The sequence below is a fragment of the Methylopila henanensis genome (genome assembly GCF_042681025.1).
In the GTDB taxonomy this organism is placed as follows: Bacteria; Pseudomonadota; Alphaproteobacteria; order Rhizobiales; family Methylopilaceae; genus Methylopila; species Methylopila henanensis.
This window is the reverse complement of sequence record NZ_JBHUER010000002.1, coordinates 164,902-185,441: the sequence shown is the minus strand read 5'-3', so window position 1 is coordinate 185,441 and position 20,540 is coordinate 164,902. Positions and strand designations below refer to the sequence as shown.

Below are 20,540 nucleotides of genomic sequence, written 5' to 3'. Positions count from 1 at the left end.
GCACTTTTCACGTTAGGGTGCGCTGCACAATCGGGACGCATGTATGAGCAATCGATACGCCATCGGCGAGAAGGACAACCGTCCGTGGGGGTCCTGGGAGGTTGTCGCGGGCGGAGACGACTACGTAGTCAAACGCATAGTTGTCTCGCCCGGCGCGCGTCTTTCATTGCAGCGTCACAAGCATCGCGAGGAACATTGGATCGTGGTGCAAGGTGAGGGTGTCGTCACGCGGGATGCGGAGCGCATCCCGGTGTCGTCCGGCGTCGCGGTTTACCTGCCTCTGGGCTGCGTTCACCGCGTCGAGAATCCCGGGGCAGGAGACCTCGTTTTCATCGAGGTGCAACGAGGAGACCCGCTGGACGAGAACGACATCGAGCGTCTGGAGGACGACTACGGACGCGCCGAAGCGGCGGAGACGTCCGCTACGCAGTGACCGCCGGGCGGTTGGCCCGGAACGGTCGGATTGAGCGAAGCTCGATCAATAACGTGCAACGATCTTAACAGACCCAATTTTCAGGTTCGGAGACGTGTCATGGTAAAGGTAATCGCCGAGATCGGCTGTAATCACATGGGCAAGATGGAGACGGCCAAGGAGCTGATCTCGGTCGCCGCGCATGTCTGCAAGGCCGACTACGCAAAGTTCCAGAAGCGCAACAACCGCGAACTGCTGTCCCCCGCGCAGTACAGCGCGCCGCATCCGGTTCCCGCCAACTCCTACGGCGCGACCTATGGCGAGCACCGCGAGGCTCTCGAGTTCACGGTCGAGCAGCACGCCGAACTCAAGGAGTTCTGCGAAGCGCAGGGCATCGGCTACGCGACGTCCGTCTGGGACATGACCTCCGCCAAGGAGATCGCCGCCCTGAAGCCGGACCTGATCAAGATCCCGTCCGCGACGAACTCGAACTACGAGCTGCAGGGCTGGCTCGCCGAGAACTACGAGGGCGAGGTCCATGTCTCCACGGGCATGACCACCAAGGATGAGATCGACGCGCTGATCACGTTCTACGAGGAGCGCGGCCGCGCGAAGGACCTCGTGGTCTACTCCTGCACCTCCGGCTACCCGGTGGCGTTCGAGGACCTCTGCCTGCGCGAGATCACCCGCCTGCGCGAGAAGTTCGAGGGCCGCGTCAAGAAGATCGGCTTCTCCGGCCATCATCTCGGCATCGCGGCCGACGTCGCGGCTCTGGCGCTCGGCGCCGAGTGGGTCGAGCGTCACTTCACCCTCGACCGCACCTGGAAGGGCACCGACCACGCCGCGTCGCTCGAGCCGGACGGCATGCGCCGCCTGGTCCGCGACCTGCAGCATGTCGAGGCGGCCCTGACCTTCAAGTCGAAGGACGTGCTGGACGTCGAGGACGTGCAGCGCAAGAAGCTGAAGTGGCAGCCGTCCCTGCGCGCCGTCAGCTGACGCGCAGCCGACGCTGCATGATCTGAACCTGCACCGTGGCCGGATCAATCCGGCCACGGTCGTGTTTGCGTCCCGGTTTCCGCAGGAGGCCGGGCCGGACCTTACGATGATCGGGGAGAATGCGAACGTGCGGTGCGTGGCGGTGATTCCGGCGCGCGGCGGGTCCAAGGGCGTGCCGCGCAAGAACGTCAGGCCTCTCGGCGGCGTGCCGCTGGTGGCGAGATCGGTGGCGGCGGCGCTCGGCGCCTCGTCCGTCGACGCGGTCTTCGTCTCGACCGACGACGCCGAGATCGCGAGCGTCGCCCGCGCCGCCGGCGCCGAGGTCATCGACCGCCCGGCCGACATCTCGGGCGACAAGGCCTCGTCGGAATCCGCGCTGATCCATGCGCTCGACACGCTCGAGGCCGAAGGCCGCCCGGCCGACGTGCTGGTGTTCCTGCAGTGCACCTCGCCCTTCACCACCTCGGCCGAGATCGAGGCCTGCGTCGCCGCGATCGGCGAGGACGGCACGGTGGCGGCGTTCACCGCTTCCTCGAACCACGGCTTTCTCTGGCAGGTGGCCGAGGACGGTTCGGCCGCCGGCGTCAATCACGACCACACCCAGCCGCGCAAGCGGCGGCAGGAGCTCACGCCGCAATATCTCGAAACCGGCGCGGTCTATGTCATGGACGTGCCGTCGTTCCGCGCCGCCGGCCATCGCTTCTGCGGGCGCACGAAGCTGATCGAGGTCGATACGCCGCCGGTCGAGATCGACAGCGAGGCCGACTTCCAGGTGATCGAGGCGATCCTCGCCAAGCGCGAGGGGCAGTCGCGCGCGGCGGCCGCCGTGCCGGCGGGCCTCAAGGCGCTGGTGATGGATTTCGACGGCGTCTTCACCGACGACCGCGTGCTCGTGGACGAGACCGGGCGCGAGGCGGTGCTCGCGAGCCGGAGCGACGGCATGGGCCTCGGCCGGCTGCGGAAGCTCACCTCGATCCGGACGCTGATCCTGTCGAAGGAGCCGAACCCGGTGGTTTCCGCGCGCGGCCGCAAGCTCGGCATCGAGGTGCGGCAGGGCATCGACGACAAGCTGCCGGAGCTCGACCGCTGGCTCGCCGAGCACGAGCTGACGCGGGCCGACGTCGTCTACATCGGCAACGACGTCAACGACCTCGAATGCATGCGCGCGGTGGGGTTCGCAGTCGCGCCCGCCGACGCCCGGCCGGAAGCCAAGGCCGCGGCGCAGCTGGTGCTGACGTCCGGCGGCGGCCGGGGCGCGCTGCGCGACCTCTGCGAGGCGCTGATCGCCGTGTCCGGCCAGGCCTGACGGGTTCTTGCGTCAGCGCGGCGCGGCGCCCGGCGTGATACGGCGCAGCCGCTTGTAGAGCCAGTAGAGCCCTGCCTTGCGCGCCAGCGCCGCGACGCCGCCCTCGCGGCGCCGCCAGGCGGAATCGACGGCGTGGCGCGTGTCGGACGCGGTCAGCGTCGCGCCGAGGCCGGACAGCGCCGCGCGCGCGGCCTGGTCGTCGCCCGCCGCGAGCGCCGCCTCCACCGCCGTCCGGTCGCGCGCCAGCGCCTCGTCTTCCGCGCGCGAAACGCGGGCCGAGGCGCCGATGAGCGCGCGTTCGCCGGTCTGCAGTTGCGGCGGCGGGGGCGCCATGACGTCCGTCTGCGCGATCCGCGCGAGCAGCGCCTGCGGCGAATGGGTCGCGCCGTAGCCGATCCTTTCGAGCCAGCCGGGGTCCGGCGCACGGCGCGGCGCGTCGTCGAGGGTCGCGAGCCGCGACAGCTCGACGCCGAGCCCCGAGCCAAACAGCACGTGCGATCCGTAGGCGTTGCGCACGCCGAAATCGAGCAGCACGCAGCATGTGGCGCCGTGGTCGAGCGCGTCGAACAGCGCGGTCGACGAGATCGTGGCGAACAGGTCGGTCCCGTCGAGCAGGCGCTCAAGCGGCTCATAGGAGATGAGCAGGTTCGCGGGCCGCGCCGGCAGCCGCTTCAGCAGCGTCTCCATGTGCAGCGTCTGGTCGTGGAAGGTGCGCTCGCCGGGCTGCACCCGCGGCCGGACGACGACGCGCCAGTCCGGGCTTGCGGCGGCCAGCCGCGCGAGCGTCGCGGCGAGGCGTTCGCGGTGCTCCGGGTCGGAAGGCGCCGCCACCTGCTCGGCGAACAGAAACGTCTTCGGCGATTCCGCGTCGCGCGGGGTCGCGGCCGGAACGTCGCGGCGTCGGCGCAGGCCGACGGTCGCGATGGGCTGGTCGGCGAAGGCGGTGCCTCCGGCGAAGTCGCGGAACGCGTCTTCGTCGCGCGGTCCGTTCAGGCACAGCACGTCGTAGCCGAGGCGCCAGGCGAGCCCCTCCTCGAAACGCTCGAACACGAGGCCGTTGAAGCCGCAGAACAACGCCGGCCGCCGCCCCCCGCGCACGCGCCAAGCGAGCTCGTTGTCGTAGCGGAAGCGCGCGATGCGGCTGCCGGTCGCGAACACGCCAACCGCGTCGGCCGAGAAGGCGAGGTCGGAGACCGCCAGCGGTCCGATCCAGGCGTCATGGATCTCGAACCGGTTCGTGATGCGCGCGAGCACGCCCGGCGGCAGTTCGCCCGGCGCATGCAGCGCGAACGAGACCGTCCAGCCGGCCGTTTCGAATGCGTCGGCAAGGGGGAGGGCGCCGAAAACCTGGCTGTCGAGATCGCAGGCGAAAAGAACGCGCTTCGCCGTCACGCGAAAACGCCCGTGAGCGATGCAACCGATGTTTTCAGGACAGCGTTCATGTCGCGAGGTCCGCGCCGCGACTCTCCGATGGAGCGATGTGGCGGATCTGCCTGAAAAATCAGCAATGCTTTCGTCCCCATCGGACGGCGAAACGCGCCGCCGTCGCGTTTCCGGCATACGTCGGAGCCGCTTCGGCTGCAACGCCGGCGAGGCGGGGGCTGTGGGCGGAGAGTGGCGTGCGCCTTGCGTCGGAATGGTCAGGCGCGACAATCAGAGGGACGGGCAGCGTGAAGATCAGGGTCGGCTTCGAGATCGTCCACTCCTTTCCGCAACCGACGCCGCTGTTGATGATGCTGAACGTCCATCCAAGCCGTGAGCTCGACCTGATCGAGCCCGACACGGTGACGTCGTGGCCGCCGACGCCGATCGACACCTATGTCGACGGTTTCGGGAACGTCGCGAGCCGCGTGCTGGCGCCGGCCGGCGAATTCACGCTGCGGACGGACGCGCTCGTCGCCGACAGCGGCATTCCCGACGTCGCGGCCTGGAACGCGGTCCAGCATCCGGTGGAGGAGCTGCCCGATGACACGCTCGTCTACCTGCTCGGCAGCCGCTACTGCGAGACCGACCGGCTCGTGGCGGACGCGTGGCGGCTGTTCGGCCACACGCCGCTCGGCTGGGGCCGGGTCGCCGCCATCGTCGACTTCGTGCACAACCATATCCAGTTCGGCTACCAGCATGCGCGCGCGACGAAATCGGCGTTCGAGGCCTATCAGGAGCGGCTGGGGGTCTGCCGCGACTTCGCGCATCTCGCAGTGACCTTCTGCCGCTGCATGAATATCCCGGCGCGCTACGCCACCGGCTATCTCGGCGACATCGGCGTGCCGAAGGACCCGGCGCCGATGGACTTCAGCGCGTGGATGGAGGTCTATCTCGGCGGCCGCTGGCACACCTTCGACGCCCGCCACAACCATCCCCGCATCGGCCGCATCGTGATGGCCCGCGGCCGCGACGCCTCGGACGTGGCCCTCACCACGGCCTTCGGGCCGAATGAGCTCCGGCGCTTCACGGTCTGGACGGACGAGGTGGAGGAGTAGGGCGATCTCGCCAGCCTCGCTTCCGGATCAGCTGAGTCCGTCCAGACCGGCGCAAGCAGGCACGGACATGTCCTCAACAACGGCGCGGCCGACGCTGCTCCGCCGCGATTGATGGCCTCCGGTTTAACGGATAGCCGAAGCTGAGCGGTTCGCCGGGAAAGCACCCTTGCCGCGATTTGGCCGAGCGCTATGTCGATCTGGCGCGCCGGTTTCATAGTTCGGCGCGCGTTGCTCCACTGCGGTTTGCAACATGTCTAAAAGTTGTAAGCTGAATAAATTACAGGAGAGCCACATGGCTATCGATATTGCGAGCGAAGGCGGAATCCGCGAGCTCAATGCTGACGAACTCGACGCCGTTGCTGGCGGCCTCGGCGCCGCCGAGGGCGCATTGGGGTTTGCGGGTCTCGCCGTCGGTCTCGCGGCGTTGCCGGTTGCGATGCCTGTCGCGCTTGGCGCTGCGGCCGGCGCCGCTGTTATCGCAGGCGGCATCGCCGTGTATGAGGCGCTCTGAGCGCCTTGATCTCCGCGTGATCTCGACGGCGGCGTAAAGCCCCTCTGGGATAGGTCGCCCCACAACGTCGAACACCGCGCACGAGGAGCCGCCCTCAGGGCGGCTCCTCCCAACCCGAGCGGTTCGCCAGAGCGACCGCTGGACCCGCTGGTCCCAGGTGAGCCGCGCCGCCGCGCTAACGCCGCGCGCTTCGCTGCCGAAGCGCGCATTCCGTCACGCCCCACGTCGAGGCGCTCGATCGAGGCGGCGGCCCCCACCAAGATGCCGCCGATCATTTCGCGGGCGCGGCGTGTCGTACCCTTCGCCGCTATGATAGAAGCCGTCGACTTGGCTCCGGAGACAATCGTCGCCGCCGAGGCTGTAATTCGGACGGTTTCCTCACAGGCGCCGTCGCCGTGACGGCGTCCATAATGCGACATGTCTCCCGATCGGCGCGCAGCATCGCGCCGCGTACGACGAAACAGGCGAAATGAGCGAGAACGAGCAGAAAACGAGCGTCGCCAGGGCGCGCCGCTTTTCGGTCGCGCCGATGATGGACTGGACCGACCGGCGCTGCCGCCTGTTCCATCGCGCGCTGACGGGGCAGGCGCTGCTCTACACCGAGATGGTGACGACCGGCGCGGTGCGCTTTGGCCCGCGCGAGCGGCTGCTCGGCTTCTCGCCCGAGGAGCAGCCGGTCGCCGTGCAGCTCGGGGGATCGGAGGCGGCGGAGCTCGCCGAGGCCGCCCGCATCTGCGAGGACTTCGGCTACGTCGAGATCAACCTGAACGTGGGCTGCCCCTCCGATCGCGTCCAGGATGGCCGCTTCGGCGCCTGCCTGATGGCGGAGCCCGGCCGGGTGGCCGACGGCGTCGCGGCGATGAAGGCCGCCGTGCGGGTTCCGGTCACCGTCAAATGCCGAATCGGGATCGACGACCAGGACCCCGAGCAGGCGCTGGACGAACTGGCGGACGCGGTGCTCGCCGCCGGCTGCGACGCGCTGATCGTGCATGCCAGAAAAGCGTGGCTGAAGGGGCTGAGCCCGCGCGAGAACCGCGATGTGCCGCCGCTCGACTACGATCGCGTGTTCCGGCTGAAGGCGCGGCGGCCCCGGGCGCACATCTCGATCAATGGCGGAATCGGCTCGCTGGCGGAGGCGGAGGCGCTGCTGCGGCCGCGCGAGGGCGTCGCGCTCGACGGCGTCATGCTCGGCCGGGCCGCCTACCAGAACCCCGAGCTGCTCTTGGGCGTGGACGCCGCGATCTTCGGCGTCGCCGCGCCGCACGGGGACGCGCGATCCGCGGTCGAAAGCCTGTTCCCGGCGATCGCGGCCCATCTCGCCGCGGGCGGTCGGCTCTCGAATGTCACCCGGCACATGCTCGGCCTCTTCCCCGGCCAGCCGGGCGCGCGGGCCTATCGCCGGTTGCTCAGCGTCGAAGGACCGAAGGCCGGCGCCGGGCTCGACGTGCTCCGCGCCGCGCTTGACCTCGTTCGCGAACGCGGCTCCCTAGGCGCTCCCGCCGAGGCCGCCGCCTGACACGATCCGCTCGCGGCGGTTTCTCCGGAGCCCGCCCATGGACGTCTTCTCCGCGCTGCCTCTTCGCGAGCTGGTCGAGCTCGGGCTCGGCCTCGTCGCCGCGGGCCTCGTCACCGGCGTGCTCGCGGGCCTGTTCGGCGTCGGCGGCGGCGCGGTGATCGTGCCCGTGCTGGCGGAGCTGTTCGACCATATCGGCGTGCGCGACGACGTCCAGATGCAGCTCGCGGTGGGCACCTCGCTCGCCATCATTATTCCGACCTCGATCCGCTCGTTCCTGTCGCACCGCGCCCGCGGCTCCGTCGACGAGGCCGCGCTCCGGGCGTGGATCGCGCCGGTCATCGCCGGCGCGCTGCTCGGCGTCGGCATCGCGGCTTACGTGACCTCCGACGCGCTGAAGGTCGTGTTCGCCGTGTTCGCGGCGGGCATGTCCGCGAACCTGCTGTTCGGCCGCGAGAGCTGGCGCGTCGCGTCGGAGCTGCCGTCGCGAGCGGTGACGGGCCTCTGGGGCTTTCTGTTCGCGGTGCTCTCGGCGCTGATCGGCATCGGCGGCGGAACGCTCGGCACGCTGTTCCTGTCGCTCTACGGGCGGCCGATCCACAAGGCGATCGGCACCTCGTCCGCTCTCGGCACGCTGATCGCGGCCCCGGCCGCGCTCGGCTACGCCATAGCCGGCGTTCCGCATCTCGCCGACCTGCCGCCGCTGTCGCTCGGCTATGTGTCGCTGATCGGCGTCGCGGTGCTGGCGCCGGTCTCGGTGCTGTCGGCGCCGCTCGGCGTGCGGATCGCGCACGGCTTGAGCAAGCGGCGGCTCACCATCGCGTTCGGGCTGTTTCTGGCGCTGATCTCGCTGCGCTTCGCCTACGATCTCGCGACCTGACCGCCTACCACTTCAGACGTTGACGCCGAGCGACGCCAGAGTGTCCTGCCCGTAGACGAACAGCAGCGCGAGCCCGACCGCGAGCGCAAGCCAGATCGCGATGTGGCGCAGCGCGTCGCCGCCACGGCCGGCGTAACGCGCGAACGCCCCCGGGCCGATCCAGACCGCAAGGCAGATCGCCGCGATCGCTGCGGCCCAGCGCTCGTTCGGGAAATCGCCGATGCCGCCTGCGAGATCCGCCACCACGAACACCACGATCGACGCCAGGATGGCGGCGATCAGCATCTCGGGAATGCTGCGCTTGTTCACGGGGCGGAGGTCCTCGGCGCTGCGCCTTCCCGGAAGGCCTTCCGACGCGCCGGCAGCAGGCGCATCGCGGCGTCGCGCTGGTCGTCCGACATCCGCGCCCATGCGCCGATCTCGGCGAGCGTCCGGAAGCAGCCTTCGCACCAGCCGGTGGCCGGATCCATCACGCAGACAGACACACAGGGACTTTTGATCGGGCGGCGATTGAGCATCCCGGATGCTTCGCCCAACCGGGCGGGGCGATCAAGAGACGATCACGTCATCCCTTGGGCTGCGACGAGCGCGGCGAGCGCCGCGATCTCCGCCACATGCGCCGCGGCCCCGCAGACGTCGCCGGTGACGCCGCCGATCTCACGGCGGGCGAGGGCCGTCACGCCGAGCGCCGCCACCATGGCGGCGACCGCCGCCGCGAGGCCGGGGCCGGGTCCCGCGGCCAGCATCGCGAGCGCCAGGCCAAGAAAGGCGCCGGTTAGAACGGCCCGGACGCCTGGCCGGGCGGCGTGGCCCGCGCCGTCGGCGCGCGCCGGGGACAGCAGCGCGGCCGGCGCGAAGGCAGCGGGCCGGGCGACGATCGCCGCGGCGGCGAGCGCGCAGGCCGCCTCGACGCCGAGGCGTTCGCCGAGTTGGGCCACGAGCGCGACGCGCGCGATCAGCGCGAGCACGAGCGCCGAGGCGCCGTACGATCCCACGGCGCTGTCGCGCATGATCGCGAGCTTCGCCTCGCGGGTCCGGCCGCCGCCGAAACCGTCGGCGACGTCGGCGAGCGCGTCCTCGTGCAGAGCGCCGGTCAAAGCGACCGCGGCCGTCACCGCGAAGGCGGCGGCGGGAAGCGGTCCGAGTCCGAGCCAAAGGCCGGCGGCGAGGGCGGTGCCGGCCGCTGCGCCGACGGCCGCGCCCGCGAGCGGGGCCGCCGCCGCCACCCCGTCGAACAGACGCGCTCCGTCGCGCGCGCCGAACCGTTCGGGCGGCGACAGGCGCGTGAAGAACCGCAGGGCGTCGGCTACGGCGTCGAGGCAGGTTCGCAAGGAGGGGTGGTTCATGAGGCTCAGGCGCGCGGATCGTCGGCATGAGACGCGTAGCACGGGCGCCTCGGGTTTGCTTGGCGGCGTCGGCCCGATCGGTTATGTGCGACGCAGCAACGAACCTGTCCGACGCATGAGGTCTTCCATGGCGCGCCCGACCGAGGTCGCCGTCCCGTCCACGCCGACAGGGCTGCCGTTCGACGACATCCGCGCTCTGATGGGGCGCTTGCCCGGCCCGTCGGCGGAGGCCGTCTCCGCGACCCGGGCGCGGGAGGCGCAGCTCGTGAAGCCCACGGGCGCGCTCGGCCGGCTCGAGGAGATCTCGGAGTGGCTCGCCGCGTGGCAGGGCAAGGCGCCGCCGGCCGTCTCCCGGCCGCTGGTCGCGATCTTCGCCGGCGCCCATGGCGTCGCCGGGCGCGGCGTCTCGGCCTATCCGGCGTCGGTCACGCGGCAGATGCTCGACGCCTTCGCCAACGGGCATGCCGCGATCAACCAGATCTGCGCCGCCTTCGACGTCGGCCTGAAGGTGTTCGACCTCGCCGTCGACAGGCCGACGCCCGACATCACGACCGACGCCGCCATGAGCGAATCCGAATGCGCGGCGACCATGGCCTACGGCATGGAGGCGATCGCCGGCGGGATCGACCTGCTGATCGTCGGCGAAATGGGGATCGGCAACACCACCGTGGCGGCGGCGCTGTCCTGCGCGCTCTACGGCGGCGCGCCGGAGGACTGGGTCGGCCGCGGCACAGGCGTCGACGACGAGGGGCTGTCGCGCAAGGCGGAGGCGGTGCGCGCGGCGCTCAAGCGCCACGAGGGCCATCTCGCCGATCCGCTGGAGGCCTTGCGCCGCGTCGGCGGGCGCGAGCTTGCCGCGATGGCGGGCGCGATCCTCGCGGCGCGTCTCGAACGCGTGCCGGTCGTGATCGACGGCTATGTGGCGACCGCGGCCGCGGGCGTCCTGCACGCGCTCGATTCCAGCGCGCTCGACCACTGCGTCGCAGGGCACCTGTCCGCCGAGACAGCGCACCGACGCCTGCTGCAGCGCCTCGAGCTGAAGCCGCTGCTCGATCTCGGCATGAGGCTGGGCGAGGGCTCCGGCGGAGCCTTGGCGGCCGCCATGATCAAGGCGGCGGTCGCCTGCCACACGGGCATGGCGACCTTCGCGGAGGCCGCCGTCGCCGACCGAGGCTAGGAGGCGGCGAACCGGCGGCCGGCGCGGCGCTCGATGGCGTTGACGGCGCGCCGGACGATCTCGACCAGCGCGAGATAGAGCAGCGCGGCCCAGAGATAGACCGAGAAGTCGAGCGTGCGACCGTAGACGTAGCGGGTCGCGCCGAGCAGGTCGAACACCGTCACGGCGCTCGCGATCGAGCTCGCCTTCACCAGCAGCACCAGCTCGTTGCCGAGCGGGCGCAGGCCGCCGATCAGGGCCTGCGGCAGCAGCACGCGGACGTAGAGCGCGAACCGGCGGAGACCGAGGGCGGACGCCGCCTCGCGCTGGCCCGAGGGCAGGGCCGCCATGCCGCCCCGGATGATCTCGGACTGATAGGCGGCGGTGTTGAGCGTGAAGGTCAGGATCACGCACCAGAACGCGTCGCGCACCAGCCCCCACAGGCCAATGGCCTCGAAGGCCGAGCGGAACTGGCCCGCGCCGTAATAGACGAGGAAGGTCTGGGCCAGCAGCGGCGTGCCGCGGAAGAAGGTCGAGAAGCCGAGCGCGAGGTTGCGCGCGATCGGGCCGCCCTCGAGCCGTGCGACCGCGAGCGGGATGGCGAGCGCGAAGCCGAGCGGCGCGGCGAGCGCGACGATCTCGAGCGTCACGCCGAGGCCGGACAGCAGCCGGGGACCGTAGCGCGCCATCAGGTCGACGTCGAACCCGAGCGCGCCCCAGACCGCGAGGAACGCCTGTCCGAGCGCCTCCATCGTCAGCGTCCCGCCGTGGCGAAGCCGTGATCGGCGCGGCGCTGGAGCCAGTCCGAGACGCGGCCCGAGAGCAGCGACAGCGTTAGATAGGCGAGGCAGGCGACGAGGTAGAAGATGAAGGGCTGTTTCGTCGCGCCGGCCGCGACGGTCGTCTGGCGCATCAGGTCGGTGAGCGCGATCACCGACACCAGCGAGGTGTCCTTGAGCAGCACGAGCCAGCAGTTCGACAGGCCCGGCAACGCCAGCCGCCAGAGCTGCGGGAGCGCGACGAGGCGGAACGCGGTCGACGACGGCAATCCGAGCGCCGCCGCGGCCTCCATCTGGCCGCGCGGCAGGCTACGCAGCGCGCCGAGCATCGCCTCGCTCGCGAAGGCGCCGAACACCAGCGCCAGCGCCGCGACGCCGGCCGCGAAGCCGCCGATCTGGACGCTTGTTCCCGGGGCGATCCGGGCGAGCGCGGCGTTGAGCAGGATCTGGCCGCCGTAATAGACCACGACGATGGTCAGCAGCTCAGGCAGCCCGCGGAACACGGTGGTGTAGGCCTCGCCGAACGCCCGGAGCGGGCGTCGCGGGGACGCTTTGGCGAGGGTCACGAAGAGCCCGAGGGCAAGCCCGAGCGGCAGGGTGGCGAGCGCGAGAGCGAGCGTGACGCCGACGCCGGCCAGCAGTTCGTCGCCCCAGCCCGCGGCTCCGAAGGACAGCAGCGCCGGCAGGTTCTCCACGTGCGGACGCCGGCTCTCAGTAGAGGCTGAACGGGAAGTAGCGGGCGTTGATCCGGTCGTAGGTGCCGTCGGCGCGGATGTCGTCGATCGCCTTGTCGAACAGCGCCTTCAGGTCGGCGTCCTCCTTGCGGAGGCCGACGCCGACGCCCTCGCCGAAGAAGGCGGGGTCACGCACGTCCTGCCCGATGACCTGGCAGCATTTGCCTTCCTCGGCCTTTTCAAGCCACGGCAGCAGCACCGCCTTGTCGGCGAGCACCGCGTCGAGCCGGCCGGAGGCGAGGTCGAGATTGGCCTCGTCCTGGGTGGCGTAGAGCTTCACGGTCGCGCCGGCGCCGTAGACGTCCTCGAGATAGGTCGCGCTGGCCGTGCCGGTCTGCGCGCCGATCGTCTTGCCGGCGAGCGCTTCCGGGGTCGAGCCCCAGGAGCCGTTCTCCTTCGCCGCCACGAACATGGCCGGCGTCTGGTAGTAGCGCTTCGAGAAGGCGATGACCCGCTTGCGCTCCTCGGTGATCGACATGGACGCGACGACCGCGTCGTACTTGTTGGCGAGCAGGGCGGGGATCAGTCCCTCCCAGTCCTGCGCGCCGAAGGTGCACTCCGCGCCGATCTTGGCGCAGAGCGCCTTGGCGATGTCGATGTCGAAGCCGCGAAGCTGCCGGTCGGCGTCCATGTAGTTGAACGGCGGATAGGACCCCTCGGTGCCGATCCGGATCTTGCGCCATTCCCTGGCCTGCGCCGCGCCGGCGGTCCAGGCCGCGCCGAACGCGACCAGCGCGACCAAGGCGGCGCGCCGTGAGATCGTGGTCAGCCGAGTCATGTCGGCGGTCTCCGTGCCGGGCCGCGTCCCGCCTGCGGCCCATGCGCCCTCCGGCGCTTCGGACCGACCATTCCATCCTTCGCGGGAGCGTGCAACGCGTCTCACGAGCCCGCGAGCGAGCGCCGCGCGGCGTCGAGGTCGGCCGGCGTGTCGACGTCGCGAAACCCCTGATCGTCGTCGTAAGGAACGAGCGCCGCGCCGAGCCGCTCCAGCGCGCGCTTCGGCGAAACGACGCCTTCGCCCACGAGCGCCCGCAGCCGCGCCGTCGCCGCCACGGGCCAGAGCGCGTGCAACGGCTCGACGCCGCGCGCGGTCGAGGCGGCGGCGGGTCCTTCGCCGGCCGCCGCGAGCAGACGCGCGACGAGGTCCGGCGGCGGATGCGCCGCGTCGCCGGGGATGGTCGCGAGCCACAGCGCTCCGTGGGCCTCCGCGAAGGCGAGGCCTGCGAGCACGCCGGAAAGCGGTCCTCCCGGCCCGTCGGGCGGATCGGGCAGCGCGGGCAGCCCGAACGCGGCGAGCCGGGACAGGTCGCCATTGGCGGACAGGGCGAGCGTCCCCACCTGCGGACGGAAGCGCTCCAGGGCGTGCGCGAGGATCGGCCGTCCGCCAAGATCGAGCAGCGCCTTGTCGGCGCCGCCCATGCGGGAGCCCCGGCCGCCCATCAGGACGAGCCCGGCGATGCGGGGCGGCGAGGGGGCGGACATCGCGTTCAATCCTTCGGGACGCTTCAAGCCATTTGACCGCGCGGCGCGCCAAGGTCCATAGCGCAGCGAACGAAGGATAGAGGGAGCCAAGCCATGGCGGTGACGGAAGACGACGTGCGGCGCGCGCTCAGCGCGGTGCCCGCGCCCGACGGCGCCGGAAGCCTCGCCGAGTCGACCGCGCTGTCCGCGATCTCGATCAGCGGCGGGCGGGTGATCTTCGCGATCGAGACCTCGCCCGAGCGGGCGGGCGCGCTCGAATCGGTGCGCAAGGCGGCCGAGGCCGCGGTGCGGGCGGTGCCGGGCGTCTCGGACGTGCTGGTCGCCCTGACCGCGGACCGTCCCGCAGGTTCGGCGCCCGCGCCGCGGCCCGCGAGCCCGATGGCGGCGCGCGGCGGGCGCGCCGCGCCTCCCGGCGCCACCCCGCCGCCCGCGCGGCCCGCAGGCGGGGCCGAAATGCGGGGCGCGGGCGTTCCCGGCGTCCGCCACATCATCGCCGTCGCCTCCGGCAAGGGCGGCGTCGGCAAGTCGACCACGGCCGCGAACCTCGCGCTCGCGCTGAAGGCGCAAGGTCTGCGGGTCGGGCTGATGGACGCCGACGTCTACGGCCCGTCCGTGCCGACGCTGTTCGGCCTGCACGAAAAGCCCGTGGTCGAGGATAAGATGATGAAGCCGCTGCAGGCGCACGGCCTCAAGATAATGTCGATCGGTTTCCTCGTGGACGAAGGCACCGCCATGATCTGGCGTGGGCCGATGGTGATGTCGGCGCTGACGCAGATGCTGACCGAGGTGTCGTGGGGCGAACTCGACGTGCTCGTGGTCGACATGCCGCCCGGCACCGGCGACGCCCAGCTCACCATGGCGCAGCGGGTGCGGCTCTCCGGCGCCGTCATCGTCTCGACGCCGCAGGACCTCGCGCTCGCCGACGCCCGGCGCGGCGTCGCCATGTTCCAGAAGGTCGACGTGCCGATCCTCGGGATCGTTGAGAACATGAGCTACTACTGCTGCCCGAACTGCGGCCACCGCGCCGACCTGTTCGGCCATGGCGGCGCGCGCGCCGAGGCGCAGAGGATGGGCGCGCCGTTCCTCGGCGAAATCCCGCTCGCGATCGAGATCCGCGAGGGCGCCGACGCGGGCGCGCCGATCGTCGCCTTCGCGCCGGACAGCGAGCACGCCCAGGCCTACGCGCGGATCGCGGAAGGGGTGTGGACGCGGCTCACCAAGGGCGCGCCGGGCCGCACGCCGCCGCGCATCGTCATCGAGCGCTGAAGGCGCGGGCTCAGGCCGCCTTGCCGGCGGCCGGAGCCTCCGCGATGGCGCGGCCGATCGCACGGGCGCGCGCGAGCGCCGAGGCCGGGAAGGGCTCGCCCGAGGGCAGCAGCAGGTCGGACGAGGCGACCGTCGCTCCGGCGTAATCAAAAATGCCCTTGTCGATCTGCGTCCTGATCGCGTCGGCGTAGCCGCGCCGCTGGTAGAGGCCCTCGTCGGCGGCGCCGATGCCGACGAGATGCGCCCGAAGCCGGCCCAGCATCTTGATCAGCGAGCCGTCCGGGGTCTCGTCATAGGCCCAGCCGTTGGTGAACACCCGGTCGATCCAGCCCTTGAGCTGGGCCGGCATCGACCACCAGTAGACGGGATAGACCAGCACGAGCACGTCCACGCGGTCGACCCGCGCCTGTTCGGCGAGGACGTCCTCGGGCGGGCCGGCCTGCCGGCGGAACAAGGCGAGGTCGGCCGCGGAGAAGCGCGGATCGAAGCCCTCGGCGGCGAGGTCCGCCATCTCCACGGCGTGGGATGGGTCCGCCGCCGAAATTCCCTCGGCGATCTGGGCGGCGACGGCGTGCGTGAGCGACGCGGGATCGGGATGCGAGAAGACGATGAGCGAGCGCATGGGAAGGCTCCTGCGTTTTCAGCTTTGACCGGCGGGACGGTCGTTATATACTTTTAGTAGTTACTTTTGGTATATAGTGATGTCAACCGCGTCCCTGCCGTCTTCGCTCGCCCCCCGCCGCCGGCTGACCCGGGATCAGCGGCGGGTCCAGCTCATCGAGACCGCCTGGCGGCTCGCCCGCGACGAGGGCGCCGACGCGCTGACCCTCGGGCGCCTCGCCGAGCAGGCCGGCGTGGCGAAGCCGGTGGTCTACGATCACTTCGGCACGCGGAACGGCCTGCTGGCCGCGCTCTACGAGGACTTCGACCGGCGGCAGACGGCGGCGATGGATGCGGCGCTCGCCGCGAGCGGCCCGACGCTGGCCGACAAGGCCGGCGTGATCGCCGACGCCTATGTGGATTGCGCGCTCGCCCAGGGGCGCGAACTGGCGGGCGTGGCCGCGGCGCTCGAAGGCTCCGCGGAGCTCGAGGCCGTGAAGCGCGCGTGCCGCAACGCGTTTCTCGACCAGTGCCGCGAGGCGCTGGCGCCGTTCGCAGCTCGCGCGCCGTCCACGGTGAGTCTGCTGGGGGCGATCGGCGCCGCCGACGCGCTGTCCTACGCCGCCGCCGCAGGCGAACTCGATCCATCCGACGCGCGCAAGGAATTGCAGGCGGTGTTCGCAGCGGTGGTCGAGCGGGCGGGGGATGCATCCCGCTGACGAGTCCGACCACCGTCGTTCGACGAGACTGGATTTATTCCAAGTTGAACTTCAATCGAAAAAAGTCATGCGATCAAAAGCCTTTACGACCTAATTGACTTTTTCGTGAGGTCGGCTCTCGGTTGCGCTCGCCGGCGCCGGAAGAACTCTCCGGGCGGTTCCGGGAACGCCCCGGCGGCTGAGGAGGACAGGCCCATGACGATGAGGTGGATCGGCGCGCTTGCGGGCGCGGGCCTTTCCCTGTTGGCCGCGGGCGCGGCGCAGGCCGCTGGTCCTTCGGCGAAGGACGTGGTGGCGACCTATTCCGACATCGCGCTGGCGATGTATGGCGACGCGGTGATCGCGGCGAAGGCGCTCGACGGCAAGATCGACGCCTTTCTGGCCGACCCGACCGACGCCAATCTCGCCGAGGCGCGTAAGGCGTGGATCGCGGCGCGCGCGCCCTACCAGCGCACCGAGGCCTACCGCTTCGGCAACCCGGCGGTCGACGACCTGGAGGGCAAGGTCAACGCCTGGCCGCTGGACGAGGGCCTGATCGACTACGTCGATCCGAAATACGGCGAGACCTCCGACGAGAACCCCTATTACGCGCTGAACGTCATCGCGAACCCGAAACTCAAGATGGGCCGCAAGACGGTCGACGCGTCGAAGATCACGCCGAAGCTGCTTCAGTCGCTGCAGGAGGCGGGCGAGGTCGAGGCCAACGTCGCCATCGGCTACCACGCCATCGAGTTCCTGCTGTGGGGGCAGGACCTCAACGGAACGGGGCCGGGCGCCGGCGCGCGACCCGCGACCGACTACGCCAAGGGCGACGCCTGCACCCACGGCAATTGCGACCGGCGCGCGCAGTATCTCAAGGTCGTGACCGATCTTCTGGTCGCCGACCTCACGGACATGGAGAAGCTCTGGGGTCCGAAGGGCAAGGCGCGCACGGCGCTCGCGAAGAAGAAGGGACCCGACGCCGTCGCGGTCATCTTCACCGGCATCGGCAGCCTGTCCTATGGCGAGCTCGCCGGCGAGCGGATGAAGCTCGGCCTGATCCTCCACGATCCGGAGGAGGAGCACGACTGCTTCTCCGACAACACCCACAACTCGCACTACTACGACATCGCCGGCATGGTCGACATCTGGAACGGCCGTTACGTGCGGCTGGACGGCTCGACCGTCGAGGGCGCCTCGCCCAAGGCCTATGTGGAGGCGAAGGCCCCCGAGCAGGCGAAGACGCTCGACGCCGACTTCGCCGCCACGCTCGCCAAGGCGCAGACGCTGAAGGACCGCGCCGACAGCGGCAAGGAGGCCTACGACCAGATGATCGCCGAGGGCAACGCCGAGGGGAACAAGGTGGTGCAGGACGTCATCGACGCGCTGGTGCAGCAGACGCGCGGCGTGGAGGCGGCGGTGGCCAAGCTCGGCGTGAAGATCACGGTCGAGGGCTCCGACAGCCTCGACGCCCCGGAGAAGGTGTCGCAGTAGGCGGACGGCGACCGCGTCGAGGTCGTTGTCCATGCTCCGCGTCGTCCTCCGGCTTGACCGCAGGACCCATTTTCGGCGGGGAGTTTCGCGTTCGACATGGATGGTCCGGTCAGGCCGGACCATGACGGGGGCTTCTTCGGCAGACATCGCGGAGATGATGCTGGCGCTCGAGTGTTTCGAAGGTCGCATGCGATGAATCCGGATTTCTCCAGACGCGCCCTTCTCGGCGGCGGCCTCGCCGTGGCGGGCGTCGCGCTGCTGTCGGGCGGCGGGCAGGCGAGGCCGGCGCGGCTTCCGGCCCGCGCGGCCGCCGCGGCATCGGGCGAGCACAGGCTCTCCCTCGTCGCCGCCGAGCGTTCGGCCCCACTGCTTGGGCCGGACAGGCCCGCGACCCCGGTCTGGACCTATGGCGACCGGCTGTTCGACGTCGTCCGTATCCGGCAGGGCGAGACTCTGTCGGTCGATCTCGAAAACCGCCTGCCGGAGCACACCGCGATCCACTGGCACGGGCTGCGGATCCCCAACGACCAGGACGGCGTTCCCTTCGTGACGCAACCTCCGGTGCGGCCCGGCGAGCGCCACGCCTACCGCTTCACGCCGCCCGACACCGGCACCTTCTGGTTCCACCCGCATTGCGACACCGTCGCCCAGCTTGGACGCGGGCTCGCGGGCGTGCTGATCGTCGAGGGCGACGAGACCAGGCCCTACGACGCCGACCTCGCGCTGGTGCTGAAGGACTGGCGCATCGACGAGGACAGCGGGGCGTTCATCGCCTTCTCAACTCCGCGCGGCGAGCTTCGCGCCGGCACCTTCGGCACGGTCCGCTCGGTGAACGGCGAGCGCTCCCCTCGGCTGCCCGCGCCCGCTGGCGGCGACGTCCGGCTGCGCCTGCTCAACCTCGACAGCACCCGCGTCGGCGACATCGGCGTCGAGGGCGGCGAGGCCGCGGTGATCGCGATCGACGGCAATCCGGTCGCTCCGTTCCCATTGCATGGCTGGCGGCTCGGCCCCGCCATGAGGCTGGACATCGTGGTGCGCGCCCCGGCGCCGGGCGCGGAGCTGCGGCTGATCGACTATTTCGCGGCCGAGCCGGTGACGCTCGCGACATTGGTCGGCGCGGGCGAGCCCGCGAAGAAACGGGCGTTCGACCCGGCGCCGCTCTCGCGCTCCGACATTCCGGAGCCGAAGCTCAAGGGCGCGGAGAGGCTCAGCTTCGCCTTCGCCACCGCGAGCAAGGAGAAGGCGGCGCTGTCGGTCGCGGCCGAGTACGGCGACGCGCTCGCGGAAGCCATGCTCGACAGCCTGTGCGCGTCGTCCTCCGTCAACTGGAGCATCAACCGCGAAGCTTGGCCGTCGAGCGCGCCGGCGGCGCTGCCGAAGCCGCTGGCGCTGCTGAAGCTTGGGCGGTCCTACGTCGCGGAGCTGTCCAACGAGACGCCGCACGTGCATCCCGTGCATCTGCACGGATTCACCTTCAAGGTGCTGAAGTCGAGCCAGCGCGAGTTGCCCGTGCATTTCGCCGACACGGTGTTGCTGACGCCGGACGAGCGGATCACGATCGCCTTCGTCGCCGACCGCCCCGGCGACTGGATGCTCCATTGCCACCTGATCGAGCATCAGGAGACCGGCATGATGGGCTACCTGAAAGTCGCCTGATGCGGCTCGCCATCGCCCTTGCGGCCATCATGCTGGCGCCGGACGCGGGCTCCGCGGCCGACAGGCTTGACGTCGCCGTCGGCAAGGCGGTGTTCGAGCGGCTGTGGGTGCAGGCGCCGGCCTCGACCACGAACGCGGACGGTCTGGGTCCGCTGTTCGCCGCGCGCTCCTGCGCGAGCTGCCATTCGGTGGGCGCGGGGCGCGCGCGCTTCCGGCTTGGCCGGGACGATCCGGCGGCGCATCCCGGCCTCGTCATACGCTTCGGAACGGCGGACGGCGCGCCGGACCCGGTCTACGGCGCCGAACTTCAGCCCAAGGGGGTCGGGGATGTGGCGGGCGAGGGCGTCGCCGCCGTCAGCTTCGCCCCCGGGGCCGGCGCGCTCGCGAAGCCCGAATGGCGTGTCGACGGGCTGGGCTACGGCGCGCTCGGCGAGGGCGTGGCCATGTCGGCGCGGGTCGCGCCTTCGCTTGCGGGCCTTGGGCTGCTGGAGCACGTGCCGGTAGACGCCGTCCTCGCCCTCGCCGCGGAGCAGGCCGCGGGCGAGGACGGCGTGTCCGGCCGCCCGCATTGGGTAGGGACGGCGGACGGGCGCAGGCTCGGCCGCTTCGGCTGGAAGGCCGCGGAGCCGACGCTCGCCGCGCAGGCCGCGGCGGCCTTCGCGCTGGACCTCGGCCTGTCGACGCCTGCGCGGCCGTCGCCCGGCGGGGACTGCACGGCCGCGCAGACCACCTGCCGCGCCGCGCCGGCCGGAGCGCCGGAGGGCGGCCACGAGGTCGCCGATCCGCTGCTGGCGAGCCTCGTCGCCTTCCTCGAAAGCCGCCCGCAGCCGCCGGCTCCGGCGTCGGGCCCCCGGGGCGCGGCGGCTTTCGCGAAGGCCGGCTGCGGCGCCTGCCATGCGCCGTCGCTGCCGCTCGATGGCGGCGGAGCGGTCTCCGCCTACACCGACCTGCTGCTGCACGACATGGGGCCGGGCCTCGACGACGGCGTCGGCGAAGGCGCGGCCCGCAGCGCCGAATGGCGCACCGCGCCGCTCTGGGGCCTGTCGCGCGCGCTCGACGCCGGCGCCGGCTTGCTGCACGACGCCCGCGCGCGCAACGTGGACGAGGCGGTGCGCTGGCATGGCGGCGAGGCGGCTGCGGCGCGGGCGCGCTACGACGCGCTTCCCGAGCGGGAGCGCGCGGCGCTGATCGCATTCGTGAACGGCCTTTGATCGCGAGCCGGGAGGTCGCC

General features: G+C 71.2%; 22 protein-coding genes. 13 read left to right on the top strand and 9 right to left on the bottom strand.

What is annotated here, in order from left to right; all coding sequences use genetic code 11:
- The first annotated feature begins 43 nt into the window (after positions 1-43).
- From ACFSCV_RS03550 to ACFSCV_RS03540, 3 genes are all read left to right on the top strand, one after another.
- Complete coding sequence (locus ACFSCV_RS03550) at positions 44-433, top strand: phosphomannose isomerase type II C-terminal cupin domain (RefSeq protein WP_378797075.1); 390 nt, start codon at positions 44-46, stop codon at positions 431-433.
- 99 nt (positions 434-532) lie between these two features.
- On the top strand, positions 533-1,408 hold the full coding sequence (locus ACFSCV_RS03545; RefSeq protein ID WP_378797073.1) for an N-acetylneuraminate synthase family protein: 876 nt from the start codon (positions 533-535) through the stop codon (positions 1,406-1,408).
- 106 nt (positions 1,409-1,514) lie between these two features.
- Complete coding sequence (locus ACFSCV_RS03540) at positions 1,515-2,714, top strand: cytidylyltransferase domain-containing protein (protein WP_378797072.1); 1,200 nt, start codon at positions 1,515-1,517, stop codon at positions 2,712-2,714.
- A 12-nt stretch (positions 2,715-2,726) separates the two neighbouring features.
- Here the strand turns inward: ACFSCV_RS03540 and ACFSCV_RS03535 are convergent, their stop codons facing one another.
- Positions 2,727-4,106, bottom strand: coding sequence for a DUF6716 putative glycosyltransferase (locus ACFSCV_RS03535; protein WP_378797070.1), 1,380 nt, complete (start codon positions 4,104-4,106; stop codon positions 2,727-2,729).
- Between the two features lie 278 nt (positions 4,107-4,384).
- Here ACFSCV_RS03535 and ACFSCV_RS03530 point away from each other — a divergent pair, with 278 nt between their 5' ends.
- The 4 genes from ACFSCV_RS03530 (at position 4,385) to ACFSCV_RS03515 (ending at position 8,098) form a co-directional block, all read left to right on the top strand.
- Complete coding sequence (locus ACFSCV_RS03530; RefSeq protein WP_378797069.1) at positions 4,385-5,194, top strand: transglutaminase-like domain-containing protein; 810 nt, start codon at positions 4,385-4,387, stop codon at positions 5,192-5,194.
- A 292-nt stretch (positions 5,195-5,486) separates the two neighbouring features.
- On the top strand, positions 5,487-5,705 hold the full coding sequence (locus tag ACFSCV_RS03525) for a hypothetical protein (RefSeq protein ID WP_378797067.1): 219 nt from the start codon (positions 5,487-5,489) through the stop codon (positions 5,703-5,705).
- A gap of 469 nt (positions 5,706-6,174) precedes the next feature.
- Positions 6,175-7,221 (top strand): tRNA dihydrouridine(20/20a) synthase DusA, encoded by a 1,047-nt coding sequence (gene dusA / locus ACFSCV_RS03520; protein ID WP_378797065.1) that lies wholly within the window; start codon positions 6,175-6,177, stop codon positions 7,219-7,221.
- Between the two features lie 37 nt (positions 7,222-7,258).
- Positions 7,259-8,098, top strand: a complete 840-nt coding sequence (locus ACFSCV_RS03515) for a sulfite exporter TauE/SafE family protein (protein ID WP_378797064.1) — start codon at positions 7,259-7,261, stop codon at positions 8,096-8,098.
- A gap of 12 nt (positions 8,099-8,110) precedes the next feature.
- Here ACFSCV_RS03515 and ACFSCV_RS03510 read toward each other — a convergent pair whose 3' ends face one another.
- The 3 genes from ACFSCV_RS03510 to ACFSCV_RS03500 are packed head-to-tail and all read right to left on the bottom strand — an operon-like array spanning position 8,111 to position 9,444.
- Positions 8,111-8,407 (bottom strand): hypothetical protein, encoded by a 297-nt coding sequence (locus tag ACFSCV_RS03510; RefSeq protein ID WP_378797062.1) that lies wholly within the window; start codon positions 8,405-8,407, stop codon positions 8,111-8,113.
- Positions 8,404-8,616, bottom strand: coding sequence for a DUF1289 domain-containing protein (locus ACFSCV_RS03505; RefSeq protein ID WP_378797060.1), 213 nt, complete (start codon positions 8,614-8,616; stop codon positions 8,404-8,406). The genes ACFSCV_RS03510 and ACFSCV_RS03505 overlap by 4 nt, the downstream gene beginning before the upstream one ends.
- Positions 8,617-8,658: 42 nt before the next feature.
- Positions 8,659-9,444, bottom strand: coding sequence for an adenosylcobinamide-GDP ribazoletransferase (locus ACFSCV_RS03500; RefSeq protein ID WP_378797058.1), 786 nt, complete (start codon positions 9,442-9,444; stop codon positions 8,659-8,661).
- A gap of 127 nt (positions 9,445-9,571) precedes the next feature.
- On the opposite strand from ACFSCV_RS03500, the gene cobT reads away from it, so the two are divergent.
- On the top strand, positions 9,572-10,621 hold the full coding sequence (cobT, locus tag ACFSCV_RS03495) for a nicotinate-nucleotide--dimethylbenzimidazole phosphoribosyltransferase (RefSeq protein WP_378797056.1): 1,050 nt from the start codon (positions 9,572-9,574) through the stop codon (positions 10,619-10,621).
- On the opposite strand, the gene ACFSCV_RS03490 is transcribed toward cobT, so the two are convergent.
- From ACFSCV_RS03490 to ACFSCV_RS03475, 4 genes are all read right to left on the bottom strand, one after another.
- Complete coding sequence (locus ACFSCV_RS03490; RefSeq protein ID WP_378797054.1) at positions 10,618-11,352, bottom strand: ABC transporter permease; 735 nt, start codon at positions 11,350-11,352, stop codon at positions 10,618-10,620. The two genes, cobT and ACFSCV_RS03490, sit on opposite strands and share 4 nt — an antisense overlap.
- Before the next feature lie 2 nt (positions 11,353-11,354).
- Positions 11,355-12,074: an ABC transporter permease gene (locus ACFSCV_RS03485; protein WP_378797052.1), complete on the bottom strand. Its 720-nt coding sequence runs from the start codon at positions 12,072-12,074 to the stop codon at positions 11,355-11,357.
- A 16-nt stretch (positions 12,075-12,090) separates the two neighbouring features.
- Positions 12,091-12,891 (bottom strand): lysine/arginine/ornithine ABC transporter substrate-binding protein, encoded by an 801-nt coding sequence (locus ACFSCV_RS03480; RefSeq protein WP_378797050.1) that lies wholly within the window; start codon positions 12,889-12,891, stop codon positions 12,091-12,093.
- Between the two features lie 101 nt (positions 12,892-12,992).
- Positions 12,993-13,595 carry an NTP transferase domain-containing protein gene (locus ACFSCV_RS03475; protein WP_378797048.1) on the bottom strand — a complete coding sequence of 201 codons (603 nt, stop codon included), beginning with the start codon at positions 13,593-13,595 and terminating at the stop codon, positions 12,993-12,995.
- A gap of 93 nt (positions 13,596-13,688) precedes the next feature.
- Here ACFSCV_RS03475 and ACFSCV_RS03470 point away from each other — a divergent pair, with 93 nt between their 5' ends.
- Positions 13,689-14,861 (top strand): Mrp/NBP35 family ATP-binding protein, encoded by a 1,173-nt coding sequence (locus ACFSCV_RS03470; RefSeq protein WP_378797046.1) that lies wholly within the window; start codon positions 13,689-13,691, stop codon positions 14,859-14,861.
- Positions 14,862-14,871: 10 nt separating this feature from the next.
- Here the strand turns inward: ACFSCV_RS03470 and ACFSCV_RS03465 are convergent, their stop codons facing one another.
- Positions 14,872-15,483: an NAD(P)H-dependent oxidoreductase gene (locus tag ACFSCV_RS03465; RefSeq protein WP_378797044.1), complete on the bottom strand. Its 612-nt coding sequence runs from the start codon at positions 15,481-15,483 to the stop codon at positions 14,872-14,874.
- A gap of 79 nt (positions 15,484-15,562) precedes the next feature.
- Between ACFSCV_RS03465 and ACFSCV_RS03460 the strand changes: the two genes are divergently transcribed.
- The 4 genes from ACFSCV_RS03460 (at position 15,563) to ACFSCV_RS03445 (ending at position 20,520) form a co-directional block, all read left to right on the top strand.
- Complete coding sequence (locus tag ACFSCV_RS03460; protein ID WP_378797043.1) at positions 15,563-16,180, top strand: TetR/AcrR family transcriptional regulator; 618 nt, start codon at positions 15,563-15,565, stop codon at positions 16,178-16,180.
- A gap of 195 nt (positions 16,181-16,375) precedes the next feature.
- Positions 16,376-17,653 (top strand): imelysin family protein, encoded by a 1,278-nt coding sequence (locus ACFSCV_RS03455; RefSeq protein WP_378797041.1) that lies wholly within the window; start codon positions 16,376-16,378, stop codon positions 17,651-17,653.
- 192 nt (positions 17,654-17,845) lie between these two features.
- Positions 17,846-19,309: a multicopper oxidase family protein gene (locus ACFSCV_RS03450; protein WP_378797039.1), complete on the top strand. Its 1,464-nt coding sequence runs from the start codon at positions 17,846-17,848 to the stop codon at positions 19,307-19,309.
- Positions 19,309-20,520 carry a di-heme oxidoredictase family protein gene (locus ACFSCV_RS03445; protein ID WP_378797037.1) on the top strand — a complete coding sequence of 404 codons (1,212 nt, stop codon included), beginning with the start codon at positions 19,309-19,311 and terminating at the stop codon, positions 20,518-20,520. The genes ACFSCV_RS03450 and ACFSCV_RS03445 overlap by 1 nt, the downstream gene beginning before the upstream one ends.
- Positions 20,521-20,540: the final 20 nt, after the last annotated feature.